Source organism: Pseudomonas sp. 910_23 (genome assembly GCF_052850795.1).
Window position 1 is genome coordinate 98,679 of the sequence record NZ_VXCZ01000012.1, and the last position, 26,287, is coordinate 124,965.

Annotated in this window: 12 protein-coding genes; 5 read left to right on the forward strand and 7 right to left on the reverse strand. The window is 61.0% G+C overall.

Going from position 1 to position 26,287, the window contains the following annotated elements; translation table 11 throughout:
• Positions 1 to 3: 3 nt before the first annotated feature.
• Positions 4 to 11,853, forward strand: a complete 11,850-nt coding sequence (locus tag FW800_RS16150) for an amino acid adenylation domain-containing protein (RefSeq protein WP_446437964.1) — start codon at positions 4 to 6, stop codon at positions 11,851 to 11,853.
• A 173-nt stretch (positions 11,854 to 12,026) separates the two neighbouring features.
• On the opposite strand, the gene FW800_RS16155 is transcribed toward FW800_RS16150, so the two are convergent.
• Complete coding sequence (locus tag FW800_RS16155; RefSeq protein WP_032876307.1) at positions 12,027 to 14,468, reverse strand: TonB-dependent siderophore receptor; 2,442 nt, start codon at positions 14,466 to 14,468, stop codon at positions 12,027 to 12,029.
• Positions 14,469 to 14,585: 117 nt separating this feature from the next.
• Positions 14,586 to 16,238, reverse strand: coding sequence for a cyclic peptide export ABC transporter (locus FW800_RS16160; protein ID WP_446437965.1), 1,653 nt, complete (start codon positions 16,236 to 16,238; stop codon positions 14,586 to 14,588).
• A gap of 202 nt (positions 16,239 to 16,440) precedes the next feature.
• Here FW800_RS16160 and FW800_RS16165 point away from each other — a divergent pair, with 202 nt between their 5' ends.
• Positions 16,441 to 17,268, forward strand: coding sequence for a N(5)-hydroxyornithine transformylase PvdF (locus FW800_RS16165; protein WP_446437966.1), 828 nt, complete (start codon positions 16,441 to 16,443; stop codon positions 17,266 to 17,268).
• 121 nt (positions 17,269 to 17,389) lie between these two features.
• Here the strand turns inward: FW800_RS16165 and pvdO are convergent, their stop codons facing one another.
• The 3 genes from pvdO to pvdM are packed head-to-tail and all read right to left on the reverse strand — an operon-like array spanning position 17,390 to position 20,927.
• Positions 17,390 to 18,262: a dihydropyoverdine dehydrogenase gene (pvdO, locus tag FW800_RS16170; protein WP_248089686.1), complete on the reverse strand. Its 873-nt coding sequence runs from the start codon at positions 18,260 to 18,262 to the stop codon at positions 17,390 to 17,392.
• Between the two features lie 28 nt (positions 18,263 to 18,290).
• Entirely contained in the window at positions 18,291 to 19,559 is a 1,269-nt protein-coding gene (pvdN, locus tag FW800_RS16175; protein ID WP_446437967.1) for a pyoverdine-tailoring periplasmic protein PvdN, read from the reverse strand.
• Between the two features lie 18 nt (positions 19,560 to 19,577).
• Positions 19,578 to 20,927, reverse strand: coding sequence for a pyoverdine-tailoring dipeptidase-like protein PvdM (gene pvdM / locus FW800_RS16180; protein ID WP_122733535.1), 1,350 nt, complete (start codon positions 20,925 to 20,927; stop codon positions 19,578 to 19,580).
• A gap of 142 nt (positions 20,928 to 21,069) precedes the next feature.
• On the opposite strand from pvdM, the gene pvdP reads away from it, so the two are divergent.
• On the forward strand, positions 21,070 to 22,698 hold the full coding sequence (pvdP, locus tag FW800_RS16185; protein WP_446437968.1) for a pyoverdine maturation tyrosinase PvdP: 1,629 nt from the start codon (positions 21,070 to 21,072) through the stop codon (positions 22,696 to 22,698).
• Positions 22,699 to 22,772: 74 nt separating this feature from the next.
• A complete protein-coding gene (locus FW800_RS16190; RefSeq protein ID WP_446437969.1) occupies positions 22,773 to 24,125 on the forward strand; it encodes a Fic family protein in 1,353 nt (450 codons plus the stop codon).
• 6 nt (positions 24,126 to 24,131) lie between these two features.
• Here the strand turns inward: FW800_RS16190 and FW800_RS16195 are convergent, their stop codons facing one another.
• On the reverse strand, positions 24,132 to 24,674 hold the full coding sequence (locus tag FW800_RS16195; RefSeq protein ID WP_223018670.1) for an acyl-CoA thioesterase: 543 nt from the start codon (positions 24,672 to 24,674) through the stop codon (positions 24,132 to 24,134).
• Between the two features lie 109 nt (positions 24,675 to 24,783).
• Between FW800_RS16195 and FW800_RS16200 the strand changes: the two genes are divergently transcribed.
• Positions 24,784 to 25,743: a GlxA family transcriptional regulator gene (locus FW800_RS16200; protein WP_223018671.1), complete on the forward strand. Its 960-nt coding sequence runs from the start codon at positions 24,784 to 24,786 to the stop codon at positions 25,741 to 25,743.
• A 128-nt stretch (positions 25,744 to 25,871) separates the two neighbouring features.
• Here the strand turns inward: FW800_RS16200 and FW800_RS16205 are convergent, their stop codons facing one another.
• Entirely contained in the window at positions 25,872 to 26,219 is a 348-nt protein-coding gene (locus tag FW800_RS16205) for a hypothetical protein (RefSeq protein ID WP_446437970.1), read from the reverse strand.
• Positions 26,220 to 26,287: the final 68 nt, after the last annotated feature.

Genomic DNA, 26,287 nt, shown 5'->3' on the forward strand with positions numbered 1-26,287 from the left:
ACCATGCTTTCCAACCCTAATATCGACTTGGTGTCGCGCTTTCTTCGCTTGCCTCTGGAGCAGCGCCAGCAGTTTTACCAGCGCCTGCAAAGCCGGGGCATGAGTTTCGCTCAACTGCCGATTGCCTCGATCCGCGAGGACGGCCAACATCTGCCGCTGTCCTACGCTCAAGAGCGCCAGTGGTTTCTTTGGCAACTGGATCCGGACAGCACCGCCTATCACATCCCCGGCGCCCTGCGTCTGCACGGGCACTTGGACCTGGCGGCATTGCAGCGCAGTTTCGACAGCCTGCTGGCCCGGCATGAGAGCTTGCGCACACAACTGGTCGAGGACGGCGAACGCCTCTGGCAAGCGGTGATGCCCCAGGCGCGGGTGCAGATCCACCAGGCGCGTATCGACGAGGCACAGTTGATGGCGCGGGTGGAAGCCGAAGTCGCACGGCCGTTCGATTTGCACCAGGCGCCGTTGTTGCGCGTGACGCTGTTGCAACTGGCCGAAGATGAACATGTGCTGGTGATGGTGCAGCACCACATCGTCTCCGATGGTTGGTCGATGCAAGTGATGGTCGAAGAGCTGGTGCAGTTCTACGCCGCTCACAGTCAGGGCCATGATTTGCAACTGCCTGAGCTGCCGATCCAGTACGCCGACTACGCCCTGTGGCAACGAGGCTGGATGGAGGCCGGAGAGCAGGCGCGCCAGCTGGCCTATTGGCAGGCCCTGCTGGGCGGCGAGCAGCCGGTGCTTGAGCTGCCGCTGGACCGCTCGCGTCCGGCGCAGCAAAGCCATCGCGGTGCAAGCGTGCAGGTGCATCTGCCACCGGCTCTGGTGGCCGGTCTCAAGCGCCTGGCGCAGCAGGAGGGTGTGACGGCGTTCATGCTGTTGCTGGCGTCGTTCCAAGCCCTGTTGTATCGCTACAGCGGGCAGTCGGACATTCGTATTGGCGTGCCGAATGCCAACCGAAACCGTGTCGAAACCGAGCGGTTGATCGGCTTCTTCGTCAATACACAGGTGCTCAAGGCTGACCTCGACGGGCAGATGAGCTTTGCCGAACTGCTGCAACAAACCAAGCGTCGCGCCCTGGAGGCCCAGGCCCATCAGGATCTGCCGTTCGAACAACTGGTGGTGGCGTTGCAGCCCGAACGCAGCTTGAGCCACAACCCATTGTTCCAGGTGATGTTCAACCACCAGACCGATGCCCAGGGCGGCCGCGAAGGCCAGCAGTTACCTGGCCTGCGTGTGGTGGAACTGGATTGGGACAGCCCGACCACCCATTTCGATCTGAGCCTGGATACCCATGAATCCGCCGAGGGCCTCTGGGCTGCGCTGACCTATGCCACTGACTTGTTCGACGCCGCTACCGTCGAGCGCTTGGCGCAGCACTGGCAGCACGTGTTGCAGGCGGTGGTGAACGCACCGCGCAGCCGTCTCTGCGAGCTGCCGATGCTGAGTGCCGTGGAGCAACAGGTGATGCTCCAGGATTGGAATGCTCCGGCGTGTGCCACCACCCTGCACGCGGTGCACCGGCTGTTTGAAGCCCAGGCCGACCGGCAGCCAGGCCGCCAGGCCCTGGCCCTGGATGACCAGGCCCTCAGCTATGGCGAACTGAACCGTCAGGCCAACCGCCTGGCGCATTACCTGCTGGCCCAGGGCATCGGCCCTCATGGGCCGGTGGGGATCTGCATCGAGCGCTCCTTTGCCATGGTGGTCAGCTTGCTGGCGGTGCTCAAGACGGGCGCAGCCTATGTGCCGTTGGACCCTGAGTACCCGCGCGAACGCCTGGTGCATATGCTTGAGGACAGCGGCGTCGGCCTGGTGTTGACTCAATCCCACCTGCGCGGGCGCCTGCCGTTGCCGGCTCATGTGTCGTCCGTGGATATTGATCTGGCCCCATTGGTGCAGTGCTCCGAGGACAATCTACCGACTGATGTCGAGCCCCAGAGCCTGGCGTACGTGATCTACACCTCCGGCTCCACCGGCAAGCCCAAGGGGGTTGCCATCAGCCATGCTGCCTTGAGTGAGTTCGTTGGCATCGCGGCGGATTACTCGCAACTGGTTGCCCAAGACCGGGTGTTGCAGTTTGCCACCCTGAACTTCGACGGTTTTGTCGAGCAGTTGTACCCGGCCCTGACCCTCGGTGCCACCGTAGTACTGCGCGGCCCGCAACTGTGGGACGGTGCCGAGCTGTATCGGCAGATCATCGCCCAGGGCATCACCTTGGCCGACTTGCCCACGGCCTACTGGAAGCTGTTCCTGCAAGACTGCCTGGCAGCGGGCCCGAGGTCTTATGGTGCCTTGCGCCAGATCCATATCGGCGGCGAAGCCATGCCGTTGGATGGCCCACTCCTGTGGCAGAGCGCCGGGCTCGGCCATGTGCGCTTGCTCAACACCTACGGGCCTACCGAGGCCACTGTGGTCTCCAGTGTGCTGGACTGCACCGACGCGAGCGCCGTCAGCGCCGCCGGTGCCAGCCCGATTGGCCGGGCGCTGCCAGGGCGTGGTCTGTATGTGCTGGACCGCGACCTGAACTTGCTGGCGCTGGGCGCAGTCGGTGAACTCTATATCGCCAGCGCCAGTGGCTTGGCCCGCGCTTATTTACAACGGCCGGGCCTGACTGCCGAACGTTTCGTCGCGGACCCGTTCGGCGCGGCAGGCGAGCGCCTGTACCGCACGGGCGACCTGGCGCGTTATCGCGCCGACGGCGTGGTGGAGTATGTCGGGCGGGTCGACCACCAGGTCAAGATCCGTGGTTTCCGCATTGAACTGGGTGAGATTGAAAGCGTACTGCTGGCTCAGGACAGTGTGCGTGAAGCCTTGTTGCTGGCCGCTGACAACCAACTGGTGGCCTACCTGGTGCCGGCGCAGACGCTGTCTGAAACCGAGCGCGCGGAGGCTGGCGAACAACTGATGCTGACCTTGCGTGAACACCTGCCGGACTACATGGTGCCAGCGCACCTGATCTTCCTCGACCACATGCCTTTGAACCCCAACGGCAAGCTGGACCGCCAGGCGCTGCCCAAACCCGAAGCCGCCGCCTTGCAACAGGACTGGCTGGCGCCGGTCACACCGTTGCAGCAACAGGTGGCAGCGATCTGGGCGGATGTCCTCGGCACCGAGCACGTGGGCCTGAACCAGCACTTTTTCGAACTGGGCGGGCATTCGCTGTTGGCGATGCAGGTGGTATCACGGATTCGCCAGACCCTGAGCCTGGAAGTGCCGCTCAAGGCCGTGTTCGAACACCCACGCCTGGAGGCATTTGTCACCGCCTTGCAGGCCCAGGACAGCCCGATGCCGACGGCGCCACCTCTGCTGCCGGCGGGCCGCGAGCAGCCCTTGCCGCTGTCTTATGCCCAGGAGCGTCAATGGTTTCTGTGGCAACTGGAGCCCCAGAGTGCGGCGTATCACATCCCCAGTGCATTACGCTTGAAAGGGCAGTTGGATCTAGGCGCGCTTCAGCACAGTTTCGATAGCTTGCTGGCGCGCCATGAAAGCTTGCGCACCCATATTCGCCAGGATCACGACGGCGCGGTGCAAGTGATTGAACCGCAGGTGGCCTTGCCGATCACCCAGACTGATGTCGATGAGGCCCAGCTTCAGGCCCGGGTAGAAGCGTTGATTGCCCAGCCGTTCGACCTGCAGCAAGGCCCGTTGCTACGCGTGACGTTGCTGCGCCTGGCCGCCGACGAGCATGTGTTGGTGCTGGTGCAGCATCATATCGTCTCCGATGGTTGGTCAATGCAGTTGGTGGTCGAGGAGTTGGTGCAGTTGTATGCCGGTTACAGCCAAGGCCAGGATGTGCCGCTACCGGTGTTGCCGATCCAGTACGCCGATTATGCCGTATGGCAGCGTAACTGGATGGACGCCGGCGAGAAGCAACGCCAACTGGCCTACTGGCGTGAGCTGTTGGGCGGTGAGCAGAGCGTGCTGGAGTTGCCGTTCGACCACCAGCGCCCGGCGGTGCAGAGCCACCGTGGCGCGCGCCTGGCCTTCGAGCTGGCGCCCGAACTCACTCAGGGCCTCAAGGTGTTGGCGCAAGAGCAGGGCGTGACCCTGTTCATGTTGCTGCTGGCATCGTTCCAGACTTTGTTGCACCGCTACAGCGGCCAGGAAGAAATACGCGTCGGTGTGCCGATTGCCAACCGCAATCGCAGCGAGACCGAGCGGCTGATCGGCTTTTTCGTCAACACTCAGGTGCTCAAGGCGGATGTGCATGGGCAGATGAGCGTCGAGCAGTTGTTGCAGCACGTTCGGCAACGCGCGGTCGAGGCCCAGGCCCACCAGGACTTGCCGTTCGAACAACTGGTGGAAGCTCTGCAACCTGAGCGTAGCCTGAGTCACAACCCGTTGTTTCAGGTCATGTTCAACCACCAGACCGATGTCGGCCAGGTCCAGGTTCAGCGCCAATTGCCAGCGTTGCAGGTGCAAGGGCTGGAGTGGGAAAGCAAGACCGCTCATTTCGACCTGGACCTGGATATCCAGGAGTCCACCGAAGGCATATGGGCCACCCTGGGTTATGCCCAGGACCTGTTCGAAGCTGGCACTGTGCAACGCATGGCGCGCCACTGGCAGAACCTGCTGCAGGGGATGGTTGCCAACCCGCGGCAGCAGCTCAGTCAGTTGAGCTTGCTGGACGCGGCCGAACAACAACAGATCCTGCAACTCTGGAACCGCACGGATTCTGGCTTCTCGGCCGAGCGCTGGGTGCACGAATTGTTTGCCGATCGCGCCCGGGAAAACCCGACGGCGGTGGCGGTGAAGTTCGACGCGCAAACCCTGAGCTACGCCGAACTGGATCGCCAGGCCAACCGTCTGGCTCATGCCCTGATTGCCCGTGGCGTCGGCCCGGAAGTGCGCGTGGCGATTGCCATGCCGCGCAGTGCCGAAATCATGGTGGCGTTCCTGGCGGTGATGAAAGCCGGTGGCGTGTATGTGCCGCTGGATATCGAGTACCCGCGTGATCGCTTGCTGTACATGATGCAGGACAGCCGCTCGAAATTGCTGCTGACCCATTCGGCAGTGCAGCAGCGGTTGCCGATCCCGGAGGGCCTGGAAGCCTTGGCGGTGGATCAGGTACACGCCTGGTCAGGTTATAGCGAAACAGCACCGAATGTGGCGCTGGACGGCGACAACCTCGCCTACGTGATCTACACCTCCGGTTCCACCGGCCTGCCCAAGGGCGTGGCGGTGTCTCACGGCCCGTTGGTGGCGCACATCATCGCCACCGGTGAGCGTTATGAAACCTCGCCGGCCGATTGCGAACTGCACTTTATGTCGTTCGCCTTCGACGGCTCCCACGAAGGCTGGATGCACCCGTTGATCAACGGAGCCAGCGTGTTGATCCGTGATGACAGCCTGTGGTTGCCCGAATACACCTATGAGCAGATGCACCGCCATAACGTGACCATGGCGGTATTCCCGCCGGTGTACCTGCAACAGTTGGCCGAACATGCCGAACGCGACGGCAACCCACCGGCGGTGCGGGTGTATTGCTTCGGTGGTGATGCCGTCGCTCAAGCCAGCTATGACCTGGCATGGCGTGCACTCAAGCCAACGTATTTGTTCAACGGCTACGGCCCGACCGAAACCGTGGTTACGCCGTTGCTGTGGAAAGCGCGCAAGGGCGACCCATGCGGCGCTGTCTACGCGCCCATCGGCACCTTACTCGGCAATCGCAGTGGTTACGTGCTGGATTCGCAACTCAATCTGCAACCCATCGGCGTGGCAGGCGAGTTGTACCTGGGCGGCGAGGGCGTGGCCCGGGGTTACCTGGAGCGCCCGGCACTGACTGCCGAGCGTTTCGTGCCGGACCCATACAGCAAACCGGGCAGCCGTGTGTACCGCAGCGGCGACCTGACCCGTGGGCGTCCGGATGGGGTGGTGGACTACCTGGGGCGTGTCGACCATCAGGTGAAGATCCGCGGTTTCCGTATCGAGTTGGGTGAAATCGAAGCGCGTTTGCGCGAGCAGGTCAGCGTCGGTGAAACCGTGGTAGTGGCTCAGGAGGGCCCGACCGGCAAGCAGCTGGTGGCCTATGTCGTGCCGCTGGACTCAACACTTCTGGACGACGCAGTCGCTCAATCAAACGGCCGCGAAACCTTACGTCGCGCGTTGAAATCCCGCTTGCCGGACTACATGGTGCCGACGCACTTGATGTTCCTCGAACGTATGCCGCTGACCCCTAACGGCAAGCTCGATCGCAAGGGCTTGCCGCTGCCGGATGTGAGCCAGATGCAGCAGGTGTATGTGGCACCTCAGAGCGAGTTGGAGCAGAAGATCGCCACCATCTGGGCCGACGTGCTGCGCCTGCCGCAAGTCGGCTTGCATGACAACTTCTTCGAACTGGGTGGCGACTCGATCATTTCGATCCAGGTGGTCAGCCGGGCTCGCCAGGCCGGGGTGCGCTTCACGCCCAAGGATCTGTTCCAGCATCAGACTGTGCAAAGCCTGGCGACCGTCGCCCGGGAAGGCGAGGGCACGGTGCAACTGGACCAGTCGGCGCTGACCGGCGAGTTGCTGCTGCTACCAGTGCAACAAGGCTTCTTTGCCGATGACATTCCCCAGCGTCACCACTGGAACCAGTCTGTGGTGCTGCAACCGCACCAGCCGTTGCAGGCGCCGCTGCTGGTGGCGGCACTGCAGGCGTTGATCGTGCATCACGATGCCTTGCGCAGCACTTTCGTCGAGGGGCCGCAAGGCTGGAGCGCAGCTTACCGCGGCCCCGATCAGCACCAGGCTGAACAGGTGCTGTGGCAAACCACCTTGAACAGCGTCGAGGAGCTGGACGCCCTGGGTGAAGAAGCCCAACGCAGCCTCGACCTGGCTATCGGACCGTTAGTGCGCGCTGTGTTGGCGCAGTTGGCCGATGGCTCCCAGCGTTTGTTGCTGGTGATCCATCACTTGGTGGTGGACGGTGTGTCGTGGCGCATCCTGCTTGAAGACCTGCAAAGCGCTTACCAGCAACTGGCGCAGGGCGCTCCTGTGGCGTTGCCCGCCAAGACCAGCGCCACCCGCGCCTGGGCCGCACGCTTGCAGATCTATGCCCGTAGCGCTGCGCTGCAACACCAACTGGCCTGGTGGCAGACGCAATTGCAAGGCAGCCCGGTCGGCTTGCCCGGCGCTGATCCACAGGCAAGCTTGAGCAATCAGCTGGCGCTGAGCGTGAGCACGCAGTTGGACGGCACGTATACGCGACGTTTGCTGCAAGACGCGCCGAGTGCCTACCGTACCCAGATCAACGACCTGCTGCTCACCGCCCTGGCGCGGGTGATCACACGCTGGAGCGGCGAGGCCTCGATGTTGATACGGCTGGAAGGCCACGGTCGTGAAGACCTGTTCGATGAGATCGACCTGACCCGCACGGTCGGTTGGTTTACCAGCCTTTACCCATTGCAATTGGTTCCGGCTGACTCCCTGGGTACTTCCCTGAAACACATCAAGGAGCAATTGCGCGCCGTGCCCGACAAGGGCCTAGGGTTTGGCGCATTGCGATACCTGGGCGATACCGAGGCGCAACTGACGCTGGCGGCCTTGCCACGCCCACGTATTACCTTCAACTACCTGGGGCAGTTTGACGCCAGTTTTGACAATGGCGAACAGCCAGGGCTGTTCACACCGACCGGTGATGCCAGCGGTGCCGAGCAAAGCCAGCAGGCGCCTTTGGGCAACTGGCTGGAGATCAATGGCCAAGTCTTTGGCGGCGAGCTGAAATTGAATTGGAGCTTCAGCCAGGCGATGTTCGATGAGGCGACGGTGCAATGCCTGGCTGATGAATATGCAACTGAACTCAAGGCGCTGATCGACCACTGCTGTGAGTCGACGCACCAGGGCGTGACGCCGTCGGACTTCCCCCTGGCGCGTTTGTCCCAGGCACAGTTGGATGGCCTGGCGCTGAACGTGGCCGAGGTCGAAGACCTGTACCCGTTGTCACCGATGCAGCAAGGCATGTTGTTCCAATCGCTGTACGGCGAAGGCTCGGGTGACTACATCAACCAGATGCGCATTGATGTGCAGGGCCTGGACGCAGCGCGCTTCCACCAGGCATGGCAGGTGGCGGTGGAGCGTCATGAGATCCTGCGCAGCGGTGTTGTCTGGCAGGCGGAGCTTGAGCAGCCTTTGCAGGTGGTCTACAAGCAGGCGCACCTGCCGTTTGTGCAGTTGGATTGGCAAACGCGTGCAGACTGCAACCAGGCCCTTGATGACTTGGCCGAGTCGGCACGGGCCCAGGGCTTTGTGCTGGAGCAGGCGCCGTTGCTGAGCTTGACGGTGGTGCGCACGGGGGTATCGAGCTACCACCTGATCTACACCAATCACCATATCCTGATGGATGGCTGGAGTGGTTCGCAGCTGTTCGGCGAGGTGCTGCAACAGTATGCGGGCGAGGCGCTGCCCGCGCCGACCGGGCGTTATCGTGACTATATCGCCTGGCTGCAGGCGCAGGATAAAGCTGCCAGTCAAGCGTTCTGGAAAGACCAACTGGCCAGCCTGCAAGAGCCTACGCGTCTGTCCCGTTCCGCACAGTCTGAGGCGGACGCGGTCCTGGCGGTCAATGGCGAACATCGCTTGAGCCTGGATGCCGCGCAAACCGAACAGCTTAGAACCTTTGCCCAGCGCCACAAGGTGACCCTCAATACCCTGGTGCAAGGCGCCTGGTTGTTGCTGTTGCATCACCACACCGGGCAAGCCACCGTAGCCTTCGGCGCCACGGTGGCAGGGCGTCCGGCGCAACTTCGCGGGATTGAACAGCAGGTCGGATTGTTCATTAACACGCTGCCCGTGGTGGCGACGCCGGATGCGCAGATGTCGGTCAGCCACTGGTTGCAGCAGCTCCAGCAGCAGAACGTTGGCTTGCGTGAGCAAGAACACACGCCGCTGTTCGAGATCCAGCGTTGGGCCGGGCTGGGCGGTGAAGCCTTGTTCGACAGTATCCTGGTGTTTGAAAATTATCCGGTGTCCGAGGCGCTGGAGCAGGGTGCACCGTCGGGGTTGCGGTTTGGTGCAGTGCACAGCCTGGAGCAGACCCACTATCCATTGACCGTGTTGTTGGCCCTCGGCGAGACACTGGGCCTGGAATTCAATTACGCCCGCCAGGTCTTCAGCACCGCGCATATCCAGCGATTGGCCGAGCACTTCCAGCAGTTGCTGCTGGCCCTGGCCACCGATGGCAGTCAACGTCTTGGCGCGTTGCCGTCTCTGGCGCAGGCCGAGCGTCAGTTGGTGGTGCAGGATTGGAATGCCACGGCGGTGGACTACCCGCTCGATCAAGCAGTACACCGCTTGATCGAGGCTCAGGTATTGCGCACGCCGGATGCGCAGGCGTTGGTGTTTGACGGGCAAACCCTGAGTTACAGCGCGTTGAACGCCCGGGCCAACCGGCTGGCGCACCGCTTGATGGCTGCCGGAGTCGGCCCGGATGTGCTGGTGGGCCTGGCGCTGGAGCGCTCGGTGGAAATGGTGGTCGGCCTGTTGGCGGTGCTCAAGGCCGGTGGCGCCTATGTGCCGCTGGACCCGGAATACCCCGGTGACCGTCTGGCCTACATGCTGCAAGACAGTGGCGTGCAACTGCTGTTGACTCAGGCCCACCTGCTGGCGCAGCTGCCGGTTCCAGCGGGTGTGAACACTCTGGTGCTGGAGCAGGGCGATGCCTGGTTGGAGGCGTTCGACAGCCACAACCCGGATATTACCGTGCACGGCGAAAACCTCGTCTACGTGATCTACACCTCCGGTTCCACCGGCCAACCCAAGGGCGCCGGCAACCGCCATAACGCACTGACCAACCGCCTGTGCTGGATGCAGCAGGCCTATGGTCTGGACGCCCGCGACAGCGTATTGCAGAAAACCCCATTCAGCTTTGACGTGTCGGTGTGGGAATTCTTCTGGCCGTTGATGACCGGCGCCCGCCTGGTGGTGGCGGCGCCGGGGGATCATCGTGACCCTGCCAGGCTGGTGAGCCTGATCAACTCGCAGCAGATCACCACGCTGCATTTCGTGCCGTCCATGCTGCAAGCGTTCTTGCAAGACGCGGCAGTTGCTTCGTGCCAGAGCCTGCAACGCATCGTCTGCAGCGGTGAGGCATTGCCCGCGGACGCCCAGCAACAGGTGTTCGCCAAGTTACCCCACGCCGGGTTGTACAACCTGTACGGTCCCACCGAAGCGGCTATCGATGTGACCCACTGGACTTGTGTCGAGGAAGGCCGCGATGCCGTGCCGATTGGCCGACCGATTGCCAACCTGGGTTGCTACGTGTTGGATGACAATCTGGAGCCTGCACCGGTGGGCGTGTTGGGTGAATTGTACTTGGGCGGTATTGGCTTGGCGCGGGGTTACCATCGCCGTGCGGCACTCACCGCTGAGCGTTTTGTGACTGACCCGTTCGGTAGCGGCACACGTCTGTATCGCACCGGTGACCTGGCGCGTTATCGCGACGATGGCGTGATCGAATATGCCGGGCGCATGGACCATCAGGTCAAACTGCGTGGCCTGCGTATCGAGTTGGGAGAAATCGAAGCGCGCCTGCTGGAGCTCGACAGTGTCCGCGAAGCCGCAGTGCTGGCGGTGGACGGCACGCACCTGGTGGGTTACCTGGTGCTGCAGCAGCCGCTTGAGGATTGGAAGGCGGCGGTGGTTGCGTACCTGGCCGCGCAGTTGCCGGACTACATGGTCCCGGCGCAGTGGGTGGTGCTGACGCAGATGCCGCTGAGCCCGAACGGCAAGTTGGACCGTAAGGCACTGCCCAAGCCTGAGGCTCAGAGCGCTGAGCAACACCAGGCACCTGTCACCGAGATCGAGCAGCAGATCGCGGCGATCTGGCGCGAGGTACTGGAGGTGGAGCGTGTGGGGCTTCGCGACAATTTCTTCGAACTCGGCGGCCATTCGTTGCGGGTGCTGATGCTCAAGGAGCGGATTCGCAAGGTCAGCGGCGTGAACCTCTCCGTCAGCCAATTGATGCTTAACCCCACCGTGGCGGGGCAGGTCAAGTGTTTGCAGGGCGAGAGCCGAGCGTCGTTGATCGTCAAGCTTAACCAGCAGACGCAAGGCACGCCGTTGTTCATGTTCCACCCAAGCTTCGGCTCGGTGCATTGCTACACCGCGATTGCTCTGGCCCTGCGTGAGCAGCGCCCGGTGTACGGGGTGATGTGTCGCGCATTGGCTGAAGAGGGTGCCGCGGTGCCGCATTGGCAGGTGATGGTCGAGGACTACACCGCGCAATTGTTGGCGGCCCAACCCCATGGCGCGTTCCGCCTGGCCGGCTGGTCGTTGGGCGGTAATCTGGCCATGGAAGTGGCCTACGGCCTGGAGCAAGCCGGCCGCGAGGTTGAGTTTGTCGGCTGGATCGACGCTGCGCCGCCGCAGTGGGTCAAACCCTACTGGGATGCTGTGGAGGTCGAGGACGACCTCGAAGTCTCAGCCAATGAGCGCCGTGCCGCCTTGTTGGGGGTGATGTTCCCCGAATTTGCCGAGTCCATCCAGGGTGCCTGGCAGCAATGCCGGCGGGATACCGAGGATGAAGCGCAGCAATGGCTGGGATTCGTGAGCTGGGCTGAACAGACCTTGGGCGAAGCATTTACTGCCGTCAAAGAGGAACTGCTGCGTGGCAATGAGGCGCAGATATCCTGGGACGTTGACCGGGCACTGAGTGAGCGCTTGCTGCAGGCGGACTTCAAGCCGATCAAGGCTCCCATCAGTTGCTGGTGGGCAGCCAAGAGCCGGGCAGGGCGATTCAAGGAAGTGATTGAGCAGCAGATGGCGACGGTGATCAGCCAGGGGCGTATCGAGCGCTCGGTGATGATTGAGACTGATCATGACGGCATCATCGACAGCGCGGTGTTCATCAGCAGTTTGGTGGATGCGATGAGGTAAGCCGCCGCTTTACGAGAAACCCGGATCCTGTATCCGGGTTTTTTGTGGGTGAGCGGCATAGTCTTTTTGGCTGATGCCGATCAATGAAGCAGCCACAGACTATTTTCGTACGACAAAAAACGCCCGGTGAGCGTTCAACTCTCACCGGGCGTGCGGTCGATCAAGGTGTGCGATCAGAAGTCCCAGCGGGTGCTGACCATCACGTTGCGCGGCTCGCCGTAGGCGGCCGAATTATAGAAGCCCACGTTGCTGTAGTAGGACTTGTCGAAGATATTGTTGAAGTTGACGGTGGCCGAAAGGTTCTTGGTGACCTGGTAGCGAGTCATCAAGTCCACCAACCAGTAGGATTCCTGGGTGATGTCCTGATCTTGCTTGAGCGGCTCGTTCCAGATTGAGTTCCAGCCCTTGGTCTGCCAGCGTACCCCGCCACCGATGGTGAACTTGTCCAGGTCGCCCTTGAGCTTGTAGGTGGTATTCAGGTTGACCTGATGCTCGGGCTCGAAGGTAGAGAGCTTCTTGTCGTCTTCGTCTCGTACGATCTTGTGGGTGTAGCCACCCTGCAGTTGCCAGCCTGGGCTCAACTCACCGGAGATCTCTGCTTCATATCCCTTGGTGACGGCTTTGGAGCCCTTGAACGCCCAGTTTTGCGGGGCTGGTACTTGGTTGTTATAGGCATCGTCCGAGATCGGGCGGTTGGTCTCATGCACTTCGAAGTAAGCGATGCTGGTGTTGAGGCGGCCGTCGAAAAACTCGCCTTTCAGGCCCAACTCGTAGTTCTGTCCTTCGTCCGGTTCCAGCAGTTTTTCGTTGCGGTCCTTATAGGTGCTTTCCTGGGGTTGGAAAATATCGGTGTAGCTGGCGTATACCGAGAAGTTGTCGTTGAGGTCGTAGATCACGCCGGCGTAGGGAATAAAGCGACCCGTTTCCTTGTAGGAAGGATTGTTGCCGGTGACGTGATAGTTGGCCACGCGCCCACCCAGGATCACGTTCAGGTCGTCTATCACGTTAAAGCGTGCGGTCAGGTAGTAGCCGGTCTGGCGGATGGTGTCATCGATGTGCTGTTGGGCCGGGCCGTAGATCGGCTTGGCGATATGGCCGTTCCAATTATAGAAGTCGACCTTGTTACCGCCTGGCCATTCCGGCGTCCAGTAGCCCTTGCCTTGCCAGCGCGAGGTGCCGATGGAGCCACCCACCACCAGTTCATGTTCGCGGCCAAACAGGCTGAACGGCCCGGTGGCGTAGAGGTCAGCCGATGTACTCTTGGTCTCTCCGGTGTATTTCTGGCCATTAATCTCGGCGGTGCCATCGGCTGCTGGCTGGACGAATTGAATCGAACCTAGGTCGGCATGGTAGCTGTTGATCTTGTGGTCTAGCTGGAATTTGGTGACCCAGCCGTCACCCATGTCATGTTCGAGCATGGCGAAGGCGGTACGGGTGTTCTGCTCCCAGGAACTCCAGGTGGTACCGTTGTTATACGAGCGGGGCATCTTGTTGATGCTGCCGTTGGAGTTGACCAACGGGAAGGACCCGGACCAGCTCGACCCCTGCGGAATGTTGTCCTGGTAATCGAAGCCCACCGTCAGCATGGTGTCCGGGGAGAGGTCGAATTCGGTGATGCCGTAGTAGGTTTCGGTCTTGCGCGAGTAGTGGTCCATGAAGGACTTTTTGTCCTGGTATGCCGCCACCGCACGCCCACGGACATTGCCGCTGTCGGTCAACGGGCCGCTGACATCCACTTCGCTGCGGTAGTTGTCCCAGGAGCCCGCGCCCAGTTGGACGTGGCCCTTGAAATCCGAGGTGGGTTTCTTGCGGATCAGGTTGATGGTAGCGCCCAATGAGCCCGCGCCATTGAGCAGGCCCGTGGCCCCCTTGAGGATTTCGACACGATCATAGATCGCCATGTCGCTGAGGGTGTTGCCCGCCGAATAACCAACGTTGCGCACGGTGGACGGGATACCGTCGTACTGGAAACTGTTGACCGAAAAACCACGAGAGTAGTAGTTGGTGCGGTCGGAGTCATAGGCTGACACGGTGATGCCCGGGGTGTGGCGCATCACGTCATCCATGTTGTTGAGGCCGAAGTCCTCGATGTGCTGGCGGGTGACCACGGTGATCGACTGCGGCGTTTGCCGCGGCGTCAGGGTCAGGCGCGTAGCCGTGGCAATGGTGCCCGGCGTGTAGGAACCGGAACCTTCGGTGATGTTGCCCAAGTAGTTGGCGGTCACCTCAGTGGGGCTCAGCTCCAGCCCGCCACCGCTGCTGGCGGCGGCAACGGTCAAGGTATTGCCATTGAGGCTATAGGTGGTCTGGCTGCCAGCCAGCAACGCGTCAATGGCCTGCTGCGGCTGCATTTTGCCCTTGACGGCGCGGCTGTTCTTGCCCTGTACGTCGCCTGGGCTGTACAGCACTTGCACATTGGTCTGGCGGCCAAATTCCTGCAGTGCGCTCCCCAGCGACTGTGCAGGAATATTCAGCTCGATCTCCTGGGCTTGCACATAACCTGCAATTGGCATCGACACAGCCAGCGCCAGGGTACTCGGCAAGAGGTTGATGTTCAGGGCCCGGCGCATGGATAGCGCTTTGCTCAGGGGGCTGAGACCGAGTCGTGCTGGCATGGATGCTTTCTCTTCTGTGTTTTAAGTGGGCAATTATAAGTGTTTATTGAGGTTAGTTCTCATTACCACTAGTGAGACGTTCCTACTTCGCAAAACCGGAAAAAATATTCCGATGCATCATGCAGGCTCCATTTCATGCACCACCTGGCCGGCGCGCAGGCGCACCAATTGGTCGGCAATGTCGAAATAACGGTCGTCATGGCTGATCACGATGATGGTCTTGCCCAGGCGTTTGAGGTCCGGCAGTAGCTCGGTGTAGAAGATGCGGCGAAAGGCCGGGTCCTGGTCGGCAGCCCATTCGTCGAACACCAGTACCGGGCGCTCCTCCAGCCAGGCATTGACCAGGGCCAGGCGTTTGCGCTGGCCGGTGGACAGGTCGGTGGTGCTGAACACGCCATCCTTGACGCTGACCTTGTGTGCGATTTCCAGGCGTTCCAGGTATTTGGTCGCGCTGTCCAGGGACTGGGCGGCGCTGCCTTGTACCAAATCGTCGAACAGGTAGTAGTCAGAAAACACCGTAGTGAACAACTGCCGATAATCGTCGCGTTCAGGGTCGGTCACCGCTGTGCCGTTGAGCACAATCTCGCCAGCCTGAGGCGGATACAGGCCCAGCAGCAGCTTGATCAAGGTGGTCTTGCCGCTACCGTTTTCGCCGACGATAAATACGATATCGCCTTGCTTGATGCTGAGGTTGATCGGCCCCAGATGGAACGGCTGGCTGCCTTCTACCGCTGGTGGGCTGTAGCTGACGCTGCGCAGTTCAAGGCTGTTGACCAGCGGCTTTGGCGCTTCACTGTCGTCCATCAACAAGTGGGGCTCTGGCGAAGAAAAACGCTCCGACAGTTCGCTGATGCGCCCAAAGGCAATCTTGGCCTTGCCCACGACCGGCAAGTAACCCAGCAGGTGCTCCAGCGGCCCCTTCATGTACAACAGCACCAGCACGAAGCCAGTAATCACCGTAGGGTCGGGGTTGGGGTTGTACGCCTGCATCGCCAAAGCCAGGCCGATGACCACGAAGAACAGCATCGAGCCGAAGGTCTTGGCCAGAATATAAATATTGACCGAGCGCACCTGGATGTCGCTGATGCGGTCAGCGGTTTCCTGGATGCGATGGGTGTTCATGCGAAACCGCCGCGGGCGGTGCATGCGCAATTCCTTCGCGCCGGAGGCAATCGCATTGTAATAGCGCTGCAATTCATCTTCGTGGCTACGGGCCAGGTCGAAGCCCTGGATGCCTTTGCCGCCGGCAATGAACTGCACGGCGCTACCGACGATGATCGCGACCACCATCATCAGAAACATCGGCACCGACAGGTAAGCCAGGTAACCGAGGCAACCCAGGGTAACGGTAGCGGCGATGGCCAGGGGCGTGAAGGCAAAGGAAAAATCGCTGATGGTGTCCACGTCGTGGGTCAGCACCGGGATCAGGCGGTGGGAGCGATACTGCTCGATCTGTCCGATCGGAGCTGACAGCACCTTTTCACCCAGATCCTTGCGCAGGGCGGCAATGATCCGTTGCCCGACATAGTTGGTGCCGATGTCGGAAATGATCGAACTGATAAGCGCCACCACGCACAAGGCGGCAAAGGTCAGGACCACGCCCTGTGTCATGCCGCCCTCGGAATGCAGAGCATTGTTGATGGTTGCCAGCAGCAGGGTGATGGCCAGGCCGCCGACCATACCGAGGGCGACGGAGACCGTCACAATGGTGCGAAAGGGCCGGAGCAATGCGAGCAAACCTTTGAAGGCGCCGCGCTTGGGGTCGGTCATAAATACTTCCCGGGAAATGAAAAAGAGGGGGCTGGGCACACAGACCCTTACCCATGACAAACGAAGTGCCAGCGTGACTATTTAGCTCGCTGTGCCGGGCGGTGGCCGTGGGCGATAAATTGCCTGGGGCCTGGTTCGTTCTTGTTGTGTAGGCGCACGCGTATCGACGCTGTGCGCGGCCCTTTCAGCGAGAGCGAAACAAATGACGAAAAAGAACCTGGTGTATGTCTGGTCCCTGAGAAATGCCGCTGCCGACAAGGCCGGGCAGCCGGTGGCCTACAAGGACCACGAGCGCTACATGAAGTCGGTGCTGGAGTTTCTGGTGGGCTCGCTCAACGACACGCCGCTGGGCGAGGTCTACAACCTGGTGGGCGTGGTGTATGACGACGATGAGCAAAACCCGCGCGACCAGCAGTTGGTAGCGGACTATGGCTTCGCCTACAAGCCGGGCCGCCAGTGGTTGTACCCGGCGGATTTGCGCGTGCAGGGCAAGTTGGTCAATGACCTGCTGCTGAGCGTGCCATCCACCTATCGCCGGCTGCCACGGGGCAGCGCCGAACATATCGCCGGCAAGCAGGATTTCGAGCGGCGCTTGCATGACACCCTGGTGGAGTTGAAGGCCGACATCGTGGTGCTTGACGGTTTGCTGGTTATCCTCGATGAACTGGTGCGTCCGGGCGCGCCGTTTGCCCGTCGCATCATGAATATCCACCCGGGAATCACCCGCATCGAATCGCCTTACGAGCGCCGTGGGGCCTATGCCACCTGGAATGCGTTGTACGGTGCGCGTGGGCAAGTGGTTGTAGATTGGGCGACCAGGCAGACCCAGCCGTGCGAGCCGCTGTACCTGACCGGGGCATCGTTCCATTACGTGGATAACGGTATCGACTCCGGTGAAGTGTTCCACGACGTGCTCAAGACAGAGATTTCGCCTGAGGACACTATCCTCGAACTGCGCTGGAACAACTTCAATAACAGCCTGTTCCCGGCGCTGCACGAAGGCTTGGAGCTGTTGGCCAAGCAAGGCTGAGCACAATCTTGCTGATCCATGGGGTCTAAATGTGGGAGGGGGCTTGCTCCCGATGAGGGCATGTCAGTCAATGCATGGGTGGCTGACACACCGCTATCGGGAGCAAGCCCCCTCCCACAATTTAGAGCTCGCGCACTACCCGAAACCCAATCCAATCCCCGCGTGTCTGCGGATAGATGTTGTTGCGATTGCCCGAACGTGAAAACACCGGCGCCTCGCCCCAGTCATTGCCGCGAATCTGGTAAGCCTCACAGTTCGGCTCCACCCAAGCACTGCCATCAGTCGGTGCGCCGACGTAGTTCGGGTGCTCGCAATCGGCTACCCGCTCATACACATTGCCGTGCATGTCATACATCCCGAACGCATTCGGCGGGTAGCTGCCTACCGGCGACGAATAGCTATAGCCGTCCGCCGGGCCGTAGGTGTTGGCGTGCTTGGCGATGCTGTAGCCCTTGCCCTCGTCGAACGGAAAGGGGAACGGTCCGGTGGTACCGGCGCGCGCGGCGTATTCACGCTGGGCTTCGCTGACCATGTGGTACGTGTGTCCGGTCTTCTTCGACAACCAACTCACGTATTGCTTGATGTCGTCCATGTCCATGCACACTGCCGGCTGGCGTGGGCCCTGGGGGTAGCGTGGCTTGCTGGCGATACATTCGCGGCCGGGGCGGTCGTCGCCGTTGGCGATCTTCACACCGGTCTGGCGCACGTAACTGTCCCATTCGCCGGCGGTGATGTGGAAACGGCTCATGGCGAACGGCTTGGCGAAGGTCACTTCATGCATCGGGCCTTCATCAGGCTCGCGCCCCACTTCATCGTCCGGGGTGCCCATGGTGAAGGTGCCGGCGGGCAGCACCACCATCTCGGGGCAGTCCTTGCAGTCCTTGAAGACCTTGCCCGGCTGCGGGGCGGCAGCCTGGGCCAGGTTGGGCAGCAGGGCCCCACACAGGGCGGTGAGCGCCAAGGCGGTCAGGGGTTTGAGTCGGGATGGAGTCATGTGGGCATCTCGTTCAAAGGGGAAAAGGTCATAACCGCTGGCTCAGCAAGGTCATGAAGCGCTGGATCTCGGCCGAGTTGTTGAGCAGGCCGGGCGAGGTACGAATGACCGGGCCAACGTCACGGTCTACCGCGTCCACCACCACGCGGTTTTTCATCAGGTGGGCCGCAACTGCATCGCTGTCCTGGCCCTTGACCCGAAAGAAGGTAAAGCCCGCCGACAGTTCGGGGCTGCGTGGTGTGACCAGTTCGATCTGCGAGTGAGCCAGCAACTGGTCTTTCAGTTCGGTATTGAGCGCATGGATGCGTGCCTGTACCGGCGCCTTGCCCAACTGCAGGTGCAACTTGAAGGCTTCGTCGGCGGCCCAGCGATGTTCGAAGGCGTGGTAGCCACCGGGTGTCATGGTCGTGGCGAAGTCCTTGTCTTCCGAGAAGGTCGGTATCATCGGTGTGACGTATTTGTTTTCGGTCTCGCGGGCGCACACCAGGCCGGTGCCGCGCGGGCCGAACATCCACTTGTGGGTGCCTGATATAAAGAAGTCGCAGTGCATGTCCGGGAAGTCGAGGTTCTCGACGCCGAAGCCGTGCACGCCGTCGACCACATAGAGAATGCGGTCCGGCTCGTCGCGGTTGCGGTTGTGTTCGTCCACCAGCTTGCCGATCTCGCCGATGGGCAATTTCACGCCGCTGCCCGACTGCACCCACGTCATGCCCAATACGCGAGTGTTGGGGCGGATATTGCGCTGGATATTGCTCAGCACCTCATCGACCGATACCTGATTGGCGTTTTCGAACAGGCGTATTTTACGAACCTGGGTCTGCTCCTTGCGCACTCTGAAATCCAGGCTGAACTCGGTGGCATAGTGCTCGTGCACGGTGGTGAGGATTTCCTGGTCGGCGCGCACCTTGATCCCGCCGTAAATCATCGCCAGCCCTTCGGACGTGCTACCGGTGAGGGCGATCTGTGCAGGTTTGGCCTTCAAATAGCGGCCGGCCCACTCGCGTACCTGGCCTTCGCGCTTCCAGGTCTCCTGCAGGTCCCAGTCCATGGCCAGCCCGGGGTTGCGATCGATCTGCTGGCGGTAGCGTTCAATGGCTTCGCGCACCGGCTTGGGGTGCGAGGCCACCAGGAAGTTGGAAAAGTGCAGGTAGTCCGGATCCTGGTTGAACAGCTGTTTGAGTCCCGTCCATGGGTCGTTTGTAGAGGCTGCCAGTGCCTCGGGCAGCAGTGCGGCGCCCAGTGGCAGGCTCGCGGCAAAGACGCCGGCCTGCTTGAGAAATGTACGGCGGTCGGTCATGGACTTACTTCGTGCTGGTTAGCGATTGGCCAATGGTTTGGCGGCTTTTTGTACCTGGTCCCACACCCGCAGGAAGTTGCCGCCCCACAGTTTGGCAATATCGGCTTCGGAGTAGCCGCGCTGGATCAATTCGGCGGTGACGTTGCGCACTTCGCCAACGTTCTCCCAGCCCTGCAAACCGCCGCCGTCGTTGAAGTCCGAGGCGATGCCGACGTGATCAATGCCGATCTTGCGCACGGTGTAGTCGATGGCGTCTCCCAGGTCCTTGAGGGTGGCCTTGGGTTCTTCTTCAAGGATGGCGTACAGCGCGCCGGCATACTCGCCGAAGCGTTGCTCGGGCCAGGCGGCAATGATTGCATCGCCGGGCATCAAGGCCATGGCCAGGTTGGGCAGTGGTGGCAGGTCGAAGCGTGCGCGCAGGGTGTTGAGCTTGTCCTGGGTCGGCTGGCTCAAGGGGCGCAGGTACGCGGGGAAGCCCACCACCTGCACCACGCCGCCGCTGTTCTTGATCAGTTGCAGTTCTTTGTCGCTGAGGTTGCGCGGGATATCCACCGACGCCCGAGGCGCCGAGTGGGATGCCACCATCGGCGTGCGGCTCAACTGCGCGACTTGCTCCAGGGCCTTGGTCGACATTTGCGATACATCGATGATCACGCCCAGGTCATTCAGGCGATGCACCGCCTGCCGGCCGATCGGCGACAGGCCTTCAAGGGCGTCGGGGGAGTCATTGAAAAACGGCAGCGGGCGCGAAGAGTCGGACCAGGCGTTATTGCCGATGTAGCTGAACCCGAACATGCGCATGCCGCGTGCAGCCCACAGGTCCAGCTGGTTGAGGTCGTTGCCCAGCGGGTAGGCGTTGAGCATGCTGATAAAGATCGCGAACTTGCCTTCGCCGTGCAGGCGCCGCATATCGTCCGGGGTGTAGGCGATGCCCACCTGGTTGGGAAAGTCGCGCACCATGCCGGAGATGATCTTGTAGCGCACCTCCTGCTCGTGGCGGGCCTCTTCGACAAAACCGTCGGTGGGCTTGTGCGGGGCGTTGTCGCCGTTCCAGATCTCCGGCCAGCCGAAGATCGTCAGTGCGGCACCCGACAATCGGCCCCGCGCCGCCTTGGCCAGGTCGAACTGGCCGCTGCCATCCTTGTCGGCTTCATTGCCTGCCGTACCGAAATCCAGGGGCAGGGTGATGTGGCTGTCGAACGACAACAGGCGATCCTGCATTTCATTGGCCTGCTTGATCACCTCCAGCGGGTAGCCGGCGTTGCCCTTGAACCATTGGTCCCAGACCAGAAAACCGACCCCGGCGCCGATAGCCAGGGCCAACGGCAGGCCGATATACAACGCCTTTTTCGAACGTGATTTTGTCATTGCCATCTCAGTCAGTTGCGGCCTTTGCTATCAGGGAGGAACGAGCGCTGGCGGGGGAAATTTAGGCGGCGCTGGCGCGACGGTAAATTTCAGCGGGCTGCAAACGTTCTAGCTCTGATCAAGCCGTTTCCTAAGGTAGCCAATGACAATCTCTCGACGTGGGTTCATCGCAGGCCTGGCGCTGACCGGCGCGGCCGTGCCGGCGGCCTTTTATGCCCATCGCGAGCTGACGCGGGAAGAAGAATTCCCCATCACCCCCGGCGAAGCCACGGTGGACCTGGCCGACACCCAGGGCCAGCACCTGGCGAACACCCTGCGCGGCGTCTGGAGCCTGCGCCTGGCAGGGCGCGATGCCGGCCTTGCGGGTTTGCCGTTGCACGGCCTGGAGCTGCTGCTCGACATCGCCCCTCGTGGCCGTGGGCTGCGGGGTTACCTGGATACAGCCGAAAACCTGCGTGCCGACGGCGAGCCACGCTATCGAGTCTTGGGCGACCTGCTGACGGGCGAGGGCGCCGTGCTCTATTGGCGGTTGATCGACCGCGACTCAGTCGGCGGTGTGCCGGCCTATGAGTTCAAGATGACCCTGGATGAAGTCTGGGCTGCCTTCGGCAATGCCGGCAGCGCCACGCTCAGCGGGCAAATCCTCGACCTCGATCGCCCCCTGGCGTTGATCGAGCGCGACAATCGTTTCATCGCGCACAAACAGCTGTTCCCCGAGGCACGACAACGCATCGGTCTGAATCCCACCTTGCTGGCCTGGCTGGTTTCTCCCGAACATCGCCTGTTTCACCAACTGTGGCACGCCACGCGTGACCAGTGGCACAAGCTCTCCGAAGAAAAACGCGAGGCCCTGCGTGGCATCGGCTGGCAACCGGGGCCCCGTGGCCAGGAGCGCGATGCCCGCGGCAAACGCAAGGATCGCAATGGCTCGGGCATCGACTTCTTCTTCATGCACCGGCATATGCTCGGTACTGCGCGCTCCATGCAAGACCTGCCGTCGTGGCCGCAATTCCCCGCGCCGCAACCGGCGCTGGAGCGTGATCGCCTGGGCTTTGTGCGCTACTTCGACAACCACGACGGCTTCGCGCTGCCGCCCTGTTGGTCGGCGCCGGACGACGCCGACTACACCCAGTGGGTCAGTGATATCAAGGCGGCCGAGACCTACCACAGCAATTTCCAGGTCTGGGAATCCCAATACCGCGACCCGCGCTACCTGGCCAAGATGACCCTGGGCCAGTTGGGCTCGGAGATGGAGCTGGGCCTGCACGACTGGCTGCACATGCGCTGGGCCTCGGTGCCCCGCGACCCGTCCAACGGCGCACCTGTGCCGTTCGCCCGTGACCCAGCAGACTTCTCGGCACGCTGGTATGCGCCGGAGAATGACTTCCTTGGCGATCCGTTTTCATCCCACGTCAATCCGGTGTTCTGGCACTTCCACGGCTGGATCGATGACCGTATCGAAGACTGGTTCCGCGCCCACGAGCGTTTCAACCCGGGCGAAGTGCGTCGCCTTGAAGTCAACGGTGTGGCCTGGTTTGCGCCGGGCCGTTGGGTTGAAGTGGGCGACCCCTGGCTGGGCCCGGACACCCACGGTTGCAGCACCACGCCGGGCTTGCAGCAGGGTCGCTCGATGGAAATGGACCCGGAAATCATGAAACTGGCTCTGCGTATTACCTTCGGCGCCGATGAGGACCTGCTCAAGGGGTTGTTCAAACGCGTACCGCGGCGGCCTTGGTATGCGCGGCATTTGAAGGTCAAGCGCGAGACATGACTGCGCGGTAGACCTTGACACCTTCAGGTCCGTACGCAACGATCAACTCAATTTTAATAAATTGAGTTTCGGCCATGGCTAAGATCCAGAAACCGGTTGATTTCGAGGTGTTATTAAAACGCCACGGCCTGGAAATTTTCGAGCTGGCTCGCACTTTCAAGGCGATCGACGACAAAGGTGGGTATTTGCACTGGGATGAGTTTCGCCGTTATCCCGCACCGGGCCTCAACAAAGAGGCAGCGTGGGCCGCTATCAAAATGTCCCGTGCGTGTGCGAGCAAAACCTTGGAGCTGCGCAGTGAATGCGGCAGGCCTTTTTTCCTGTACACCACTGATTTTTGCGACGCGGTGATTCATGCCGTGGAGTCAGTCACGTCCAGGCTAGGAGGGGCGACTGCTTCCTCTCCTCAATACCGCGACAACACTCAGTATCTGGTCGATTCATTGATGATGGAGGAGGCAATCTCCAGTGCCCAGTTGGAAGGCGCTGCTACCACTCGCAAGATCGCCAAGGACATGTTGGCCAAGGAGCGCACGCCGCAGAATGACGATGAGCGGATGATCCTGAACAACTATCATCTGATGAAGCGGGCCAAATACAGCAAGGATGCAAACCTCTCTATCGCGCTGATCTGCGAGTTTCACGGCATCGCTACGGCGGGGATTGAAGAGGACGACGTTCATCCTGGGCAGCTTAGAATCGCTGACGATATTTTTGTGGGCGGGGCTGCGGGAGAAGTCGTTCACCAACCTCCTCAGGCAGCGCTGCTGCCGGACAGGCTCGAAGCGCTTTGCCGGTTTGCAAATGACCGACATGACGGCCAAGCCGGCAGGCATTTTATCCATCCCGTGGTGAAGGCGATCATCCTGCACTTCATGCTCGGTTATGAGCACCCATTCAGGGACGGCAACGGGCGCACTGCGCGGTGTTTATTTTACTGGTTCATGCTCAAAAGCGGTTACTGGCCCTTTGAGTACATCTCCATCAGCACACTGCTCAAGGAGGCACCCATGCAATATGGGCGTTCATATGTTCATACGGAAACCGACGCTTTTGATTTGACCTATTTCGTCATTTATCAATTAAGGGTTATCGAGCGCGCCATTAACGAATTCATGGCGTACTTTGAAAGCAAACGTAAAGAAGCCGTGGAACTGATGGGCTGGCTGGGTACGCTTGGATTGCAGGCTGAGCTGAATTACCGACAAGGGCATTTCTTGAAAAAAGTGCTCCACCACCCTGGGCGCATCTTTACGCCCAAGGAACTCACGCACGACTATGACATTTCGGAAAACACCGCACGCAAGGACCTGGAGAGGCTGGCCGGCATGAAGGTGCTGTTCAAAGTGCAGGAAGGCAAGAGTTTCTTGTACGTTACCAGAGAGGATGGTCAAGCCAACTTGAAGAAGCTGAAGCCGAAAAGCTAGGGTTTTTCAATCTTGCTCCTCTGCCCGCAGTTGCGCACTCATCTGATCGCAACTGCGCGCCCAGTCACTCAGCCATTGGGGCATAGGCGGCGAAGTCTCTTCCAGACCCAGTTCGCGCACGAAATCCGACGGCGGCACGTTGCCCTTGGCGCCGCGGAACACTCCACGGATCACCACCACGCCGATCACTCGGCCATGGCTGACGAAGCGGTGCTCCATCAGGCTCCACTTGTGGTCCCAGCCGAGCATTCGGGTGTGCACTTCAAATACCTCGAACAGCTTCAACTCGCGGCGAAACTTGCCCCAGGTATCGCCTACGATCGGCACTGCCTTGTGGCGCAGCGCCACGCGAAAGGCACCCGTGCGCAACACAAAATCCATGCGCGCCACATCTGCCAGGGTGAAATAACGACCATTGGTGACATGCCGGTTCAGATCCAGGTCCAACGGCCAAACCCTCATGCGCACCACCGTAGTGGCCAGGCCGTGGACCGGTTTGCGCCAGGGGCGACGCAACAGCATGTGCAGTAATCGAAACCAGAGATTCATGAAAAGACGCCAGACAGTTGAACAATGACCGCACTGTAAAGGCGAGGAATCGGATAAGGTAGGTGCGCAAATGACTTATTTCATGCGAAAAGCGCAAACTGGTTTTTAAATGCACATTACCTTGCTTCTGGCTGACCGATGTTCCGCTGCCAATGCCACCCTTGCCATGGAAGTACTCAGTGCGGCCAACCTGTTTGCGGATAGCCCGTGCTTTGAGGTGGTGCTGGCTTCCCTGGATGGGCAGGCGGTGGTGACATGGGGCGGCCAGCGCCTGGAGGTGGATTGCAGCGTGGCGCAGGTGGCCCGGACCGACCTGGTATTGATCCCAGGCTTTCTGTTTACCCTCAAGGAAGTCTTGCCGACGTTTGCCGCTTACGGCCCTTGGTTGCGTGAGCAGCATGGTCGTGGCGCAGTGCTGGCCTCGATGTGCACGGCCGCGTTTCTCTTGGCCGAAACGGGCCTGTTGCAGGGCTTGCGCGCCACCACCCATTGGGCGTTTACCGAGTTCTTCCGTCGTCGCTATGCCCAGGTCTGCCTGGATGAGGGGCAGATCCTCTGCGAAGAAAACCGCTTGATTACCTGCGGTGGCGCCACGGCGGCGATGGATTTGATGCTGCACCTGATCCGCCGCTTCGGCTCTGCGGAACTGGCTTATACCTGCGGCAAATATTTGCTGATCGATACCGGGCGCACCGAGCAGTCGGTATATGCCATGTGGTCGTTGCCCAAAAGCCACGGGGATAGCGAGATTCTGCGCGTACAGCACTGGTTGGAGCAGCACTTTACTGAGTCATTGGTGATCGACGAGGTGGCCCGGCGCTTCGGCTTTGGCGTGCGTAATTTCAAGCGCCGCTTCAAGGACGCCACCGGTCATACGCCAATCGGCTACCTGCAAACCCTGCGTCTGGAACGGGCCAAGCAGATGCTTGAGTCAACGCGCATGACGCTCGACAGCATTACCTATGCCGTTGGCTATGAAGACAGCAATTCGTTTCGGCGCCTGTTTCAGCAGCGGGTGGGTATGTTGCCGGCGGCGTATCGCAAGAAATTCCTGATCATCCAGGGCTGACTCAAATGTGGAAGGGGCGCTGCGACGATTCGACTTCCCCCGGAGGCGACCTGGCAGCCGAGCAAATCGCAGACGAAAAAAAACCGGCTGATCAGGCCGGTTTGGGGGCTCCCGCAAACAGCGCGGGGTTATACGTGGGAGCTCAGCAGACGCTCGGCACCACCTTCGGCCAAGCCACGTTCCTGCAAGCGGTCAGCACCACCTTCGGCCAGGCCACGTTCCTGCAAGCGATCGGTACCGCCTTCGGCCAGGCCGCGTTCCTGCAAGCGGTCAGCACCGCCTTCGGCCAGACCACGTTCCTGCAAGCGGTCAGCACCGCCTTCGGCCAGACCGCGTTGCTGCAAGCGATCCGCGCCACCTTCGGCGACACGAGTTTCCATCAGCCGGTCGGCACCGCCTTCAGCGACTACCGGGTGGGCAAAAGCGTTTGCAGCGAGTACCGAGAAAGCGAGGCTAAGCAGGATTTGGCGTTTCATGATGGTGTGCTCCGAGTGCTTTAGTTGGGTGCCGTTTGGCATGGGTTTGATGTTACGCGCTGCATGTT

Bases quoted from the DNA above. Each gene is read 5' to 3' on its own strand.
- pvdN (WP_446437967.1), bottom strand. From the start codon at position 19,559: ATGACCGACCGCCGTACATTTCTCAAGCAGGCCGGCGTCTTTGCCGCG.
- FW800_RS16150 (WP_446437964.1), top strand. From the start codon at position 4: ATGCTTTCCAACCCTAATATCGACTTGGTGTCGCGCTTTCTTCGCTTG.
- FW800_RS16155 (WP_032876307.1), bottom strand. From the start codon at position 14,468: ATGCCAGCACGACTCGGTCTCAGCCCCCTGAGCAAAGCGCTATCCATG.
- FW800_RS16160 (WP_446437965.1), bottom strand. From the start codon at position 16,238: ATGACCGACCCCAAGCGCGGCGCCTTCAAAGGTTTGCTCGCATTGCTC.
- pvdM (WP_122733535.1), bottom strand. From the start codon at position 20,927: ATGACAAAATCACGTTCGAAAAAGGCGTTGTATATCGGCCTGCCGTTG.
- FW800_RS16195 (WP_223018670.1), bottom strand. From the start codon at position 24,674: ATGAATCTCTGGTTTCGATTACTGCACATGCTGTTGCGTCGCCCCTGG.
- FW800_RS16205 (WP_446437970.1), bottom strand. From the start codon at position 26,219: ATGAAACGCCAAATCCTGCTTAGCCTCGCTTTCTCGGTACTCGCTGCA.
- FW800_RS16190 (WP_446437969.1), top strand. From the start codon at position 22,773: ATGGCTAAGATCCAGAAACCGGTTGATTTCGAGGTGTTATTAAAACGC.
- pvdO (WP_248089686.1), bottom strand. From the start codon at position 18,262: ATGACTCCATCCCGACTCAAACCCCTGACCGCCTTGGCGCTCACCGCC.
- FW800_RS16200 (WP_223018671.1), top strand. From the start codon at position 24,784: ATGCACATTACCTTGCTTCTGGCTGACCGATGTTCCGCTGCCAATGCC.
- pvdP (WP_446437968.1), top strand. From the start codon at position 21,070: ATGACAATCTCTCGACGTGGGTTCATCGCAGGCCTGGCGCTGACCGGC.
- FW800_RS16165 (WP_446437966.1), top strand. From the start codon at position 16,441: ATGACGAAAAAGAACCTGGTGTATGTCTGGTCCCTGAGAAATGCCGCT.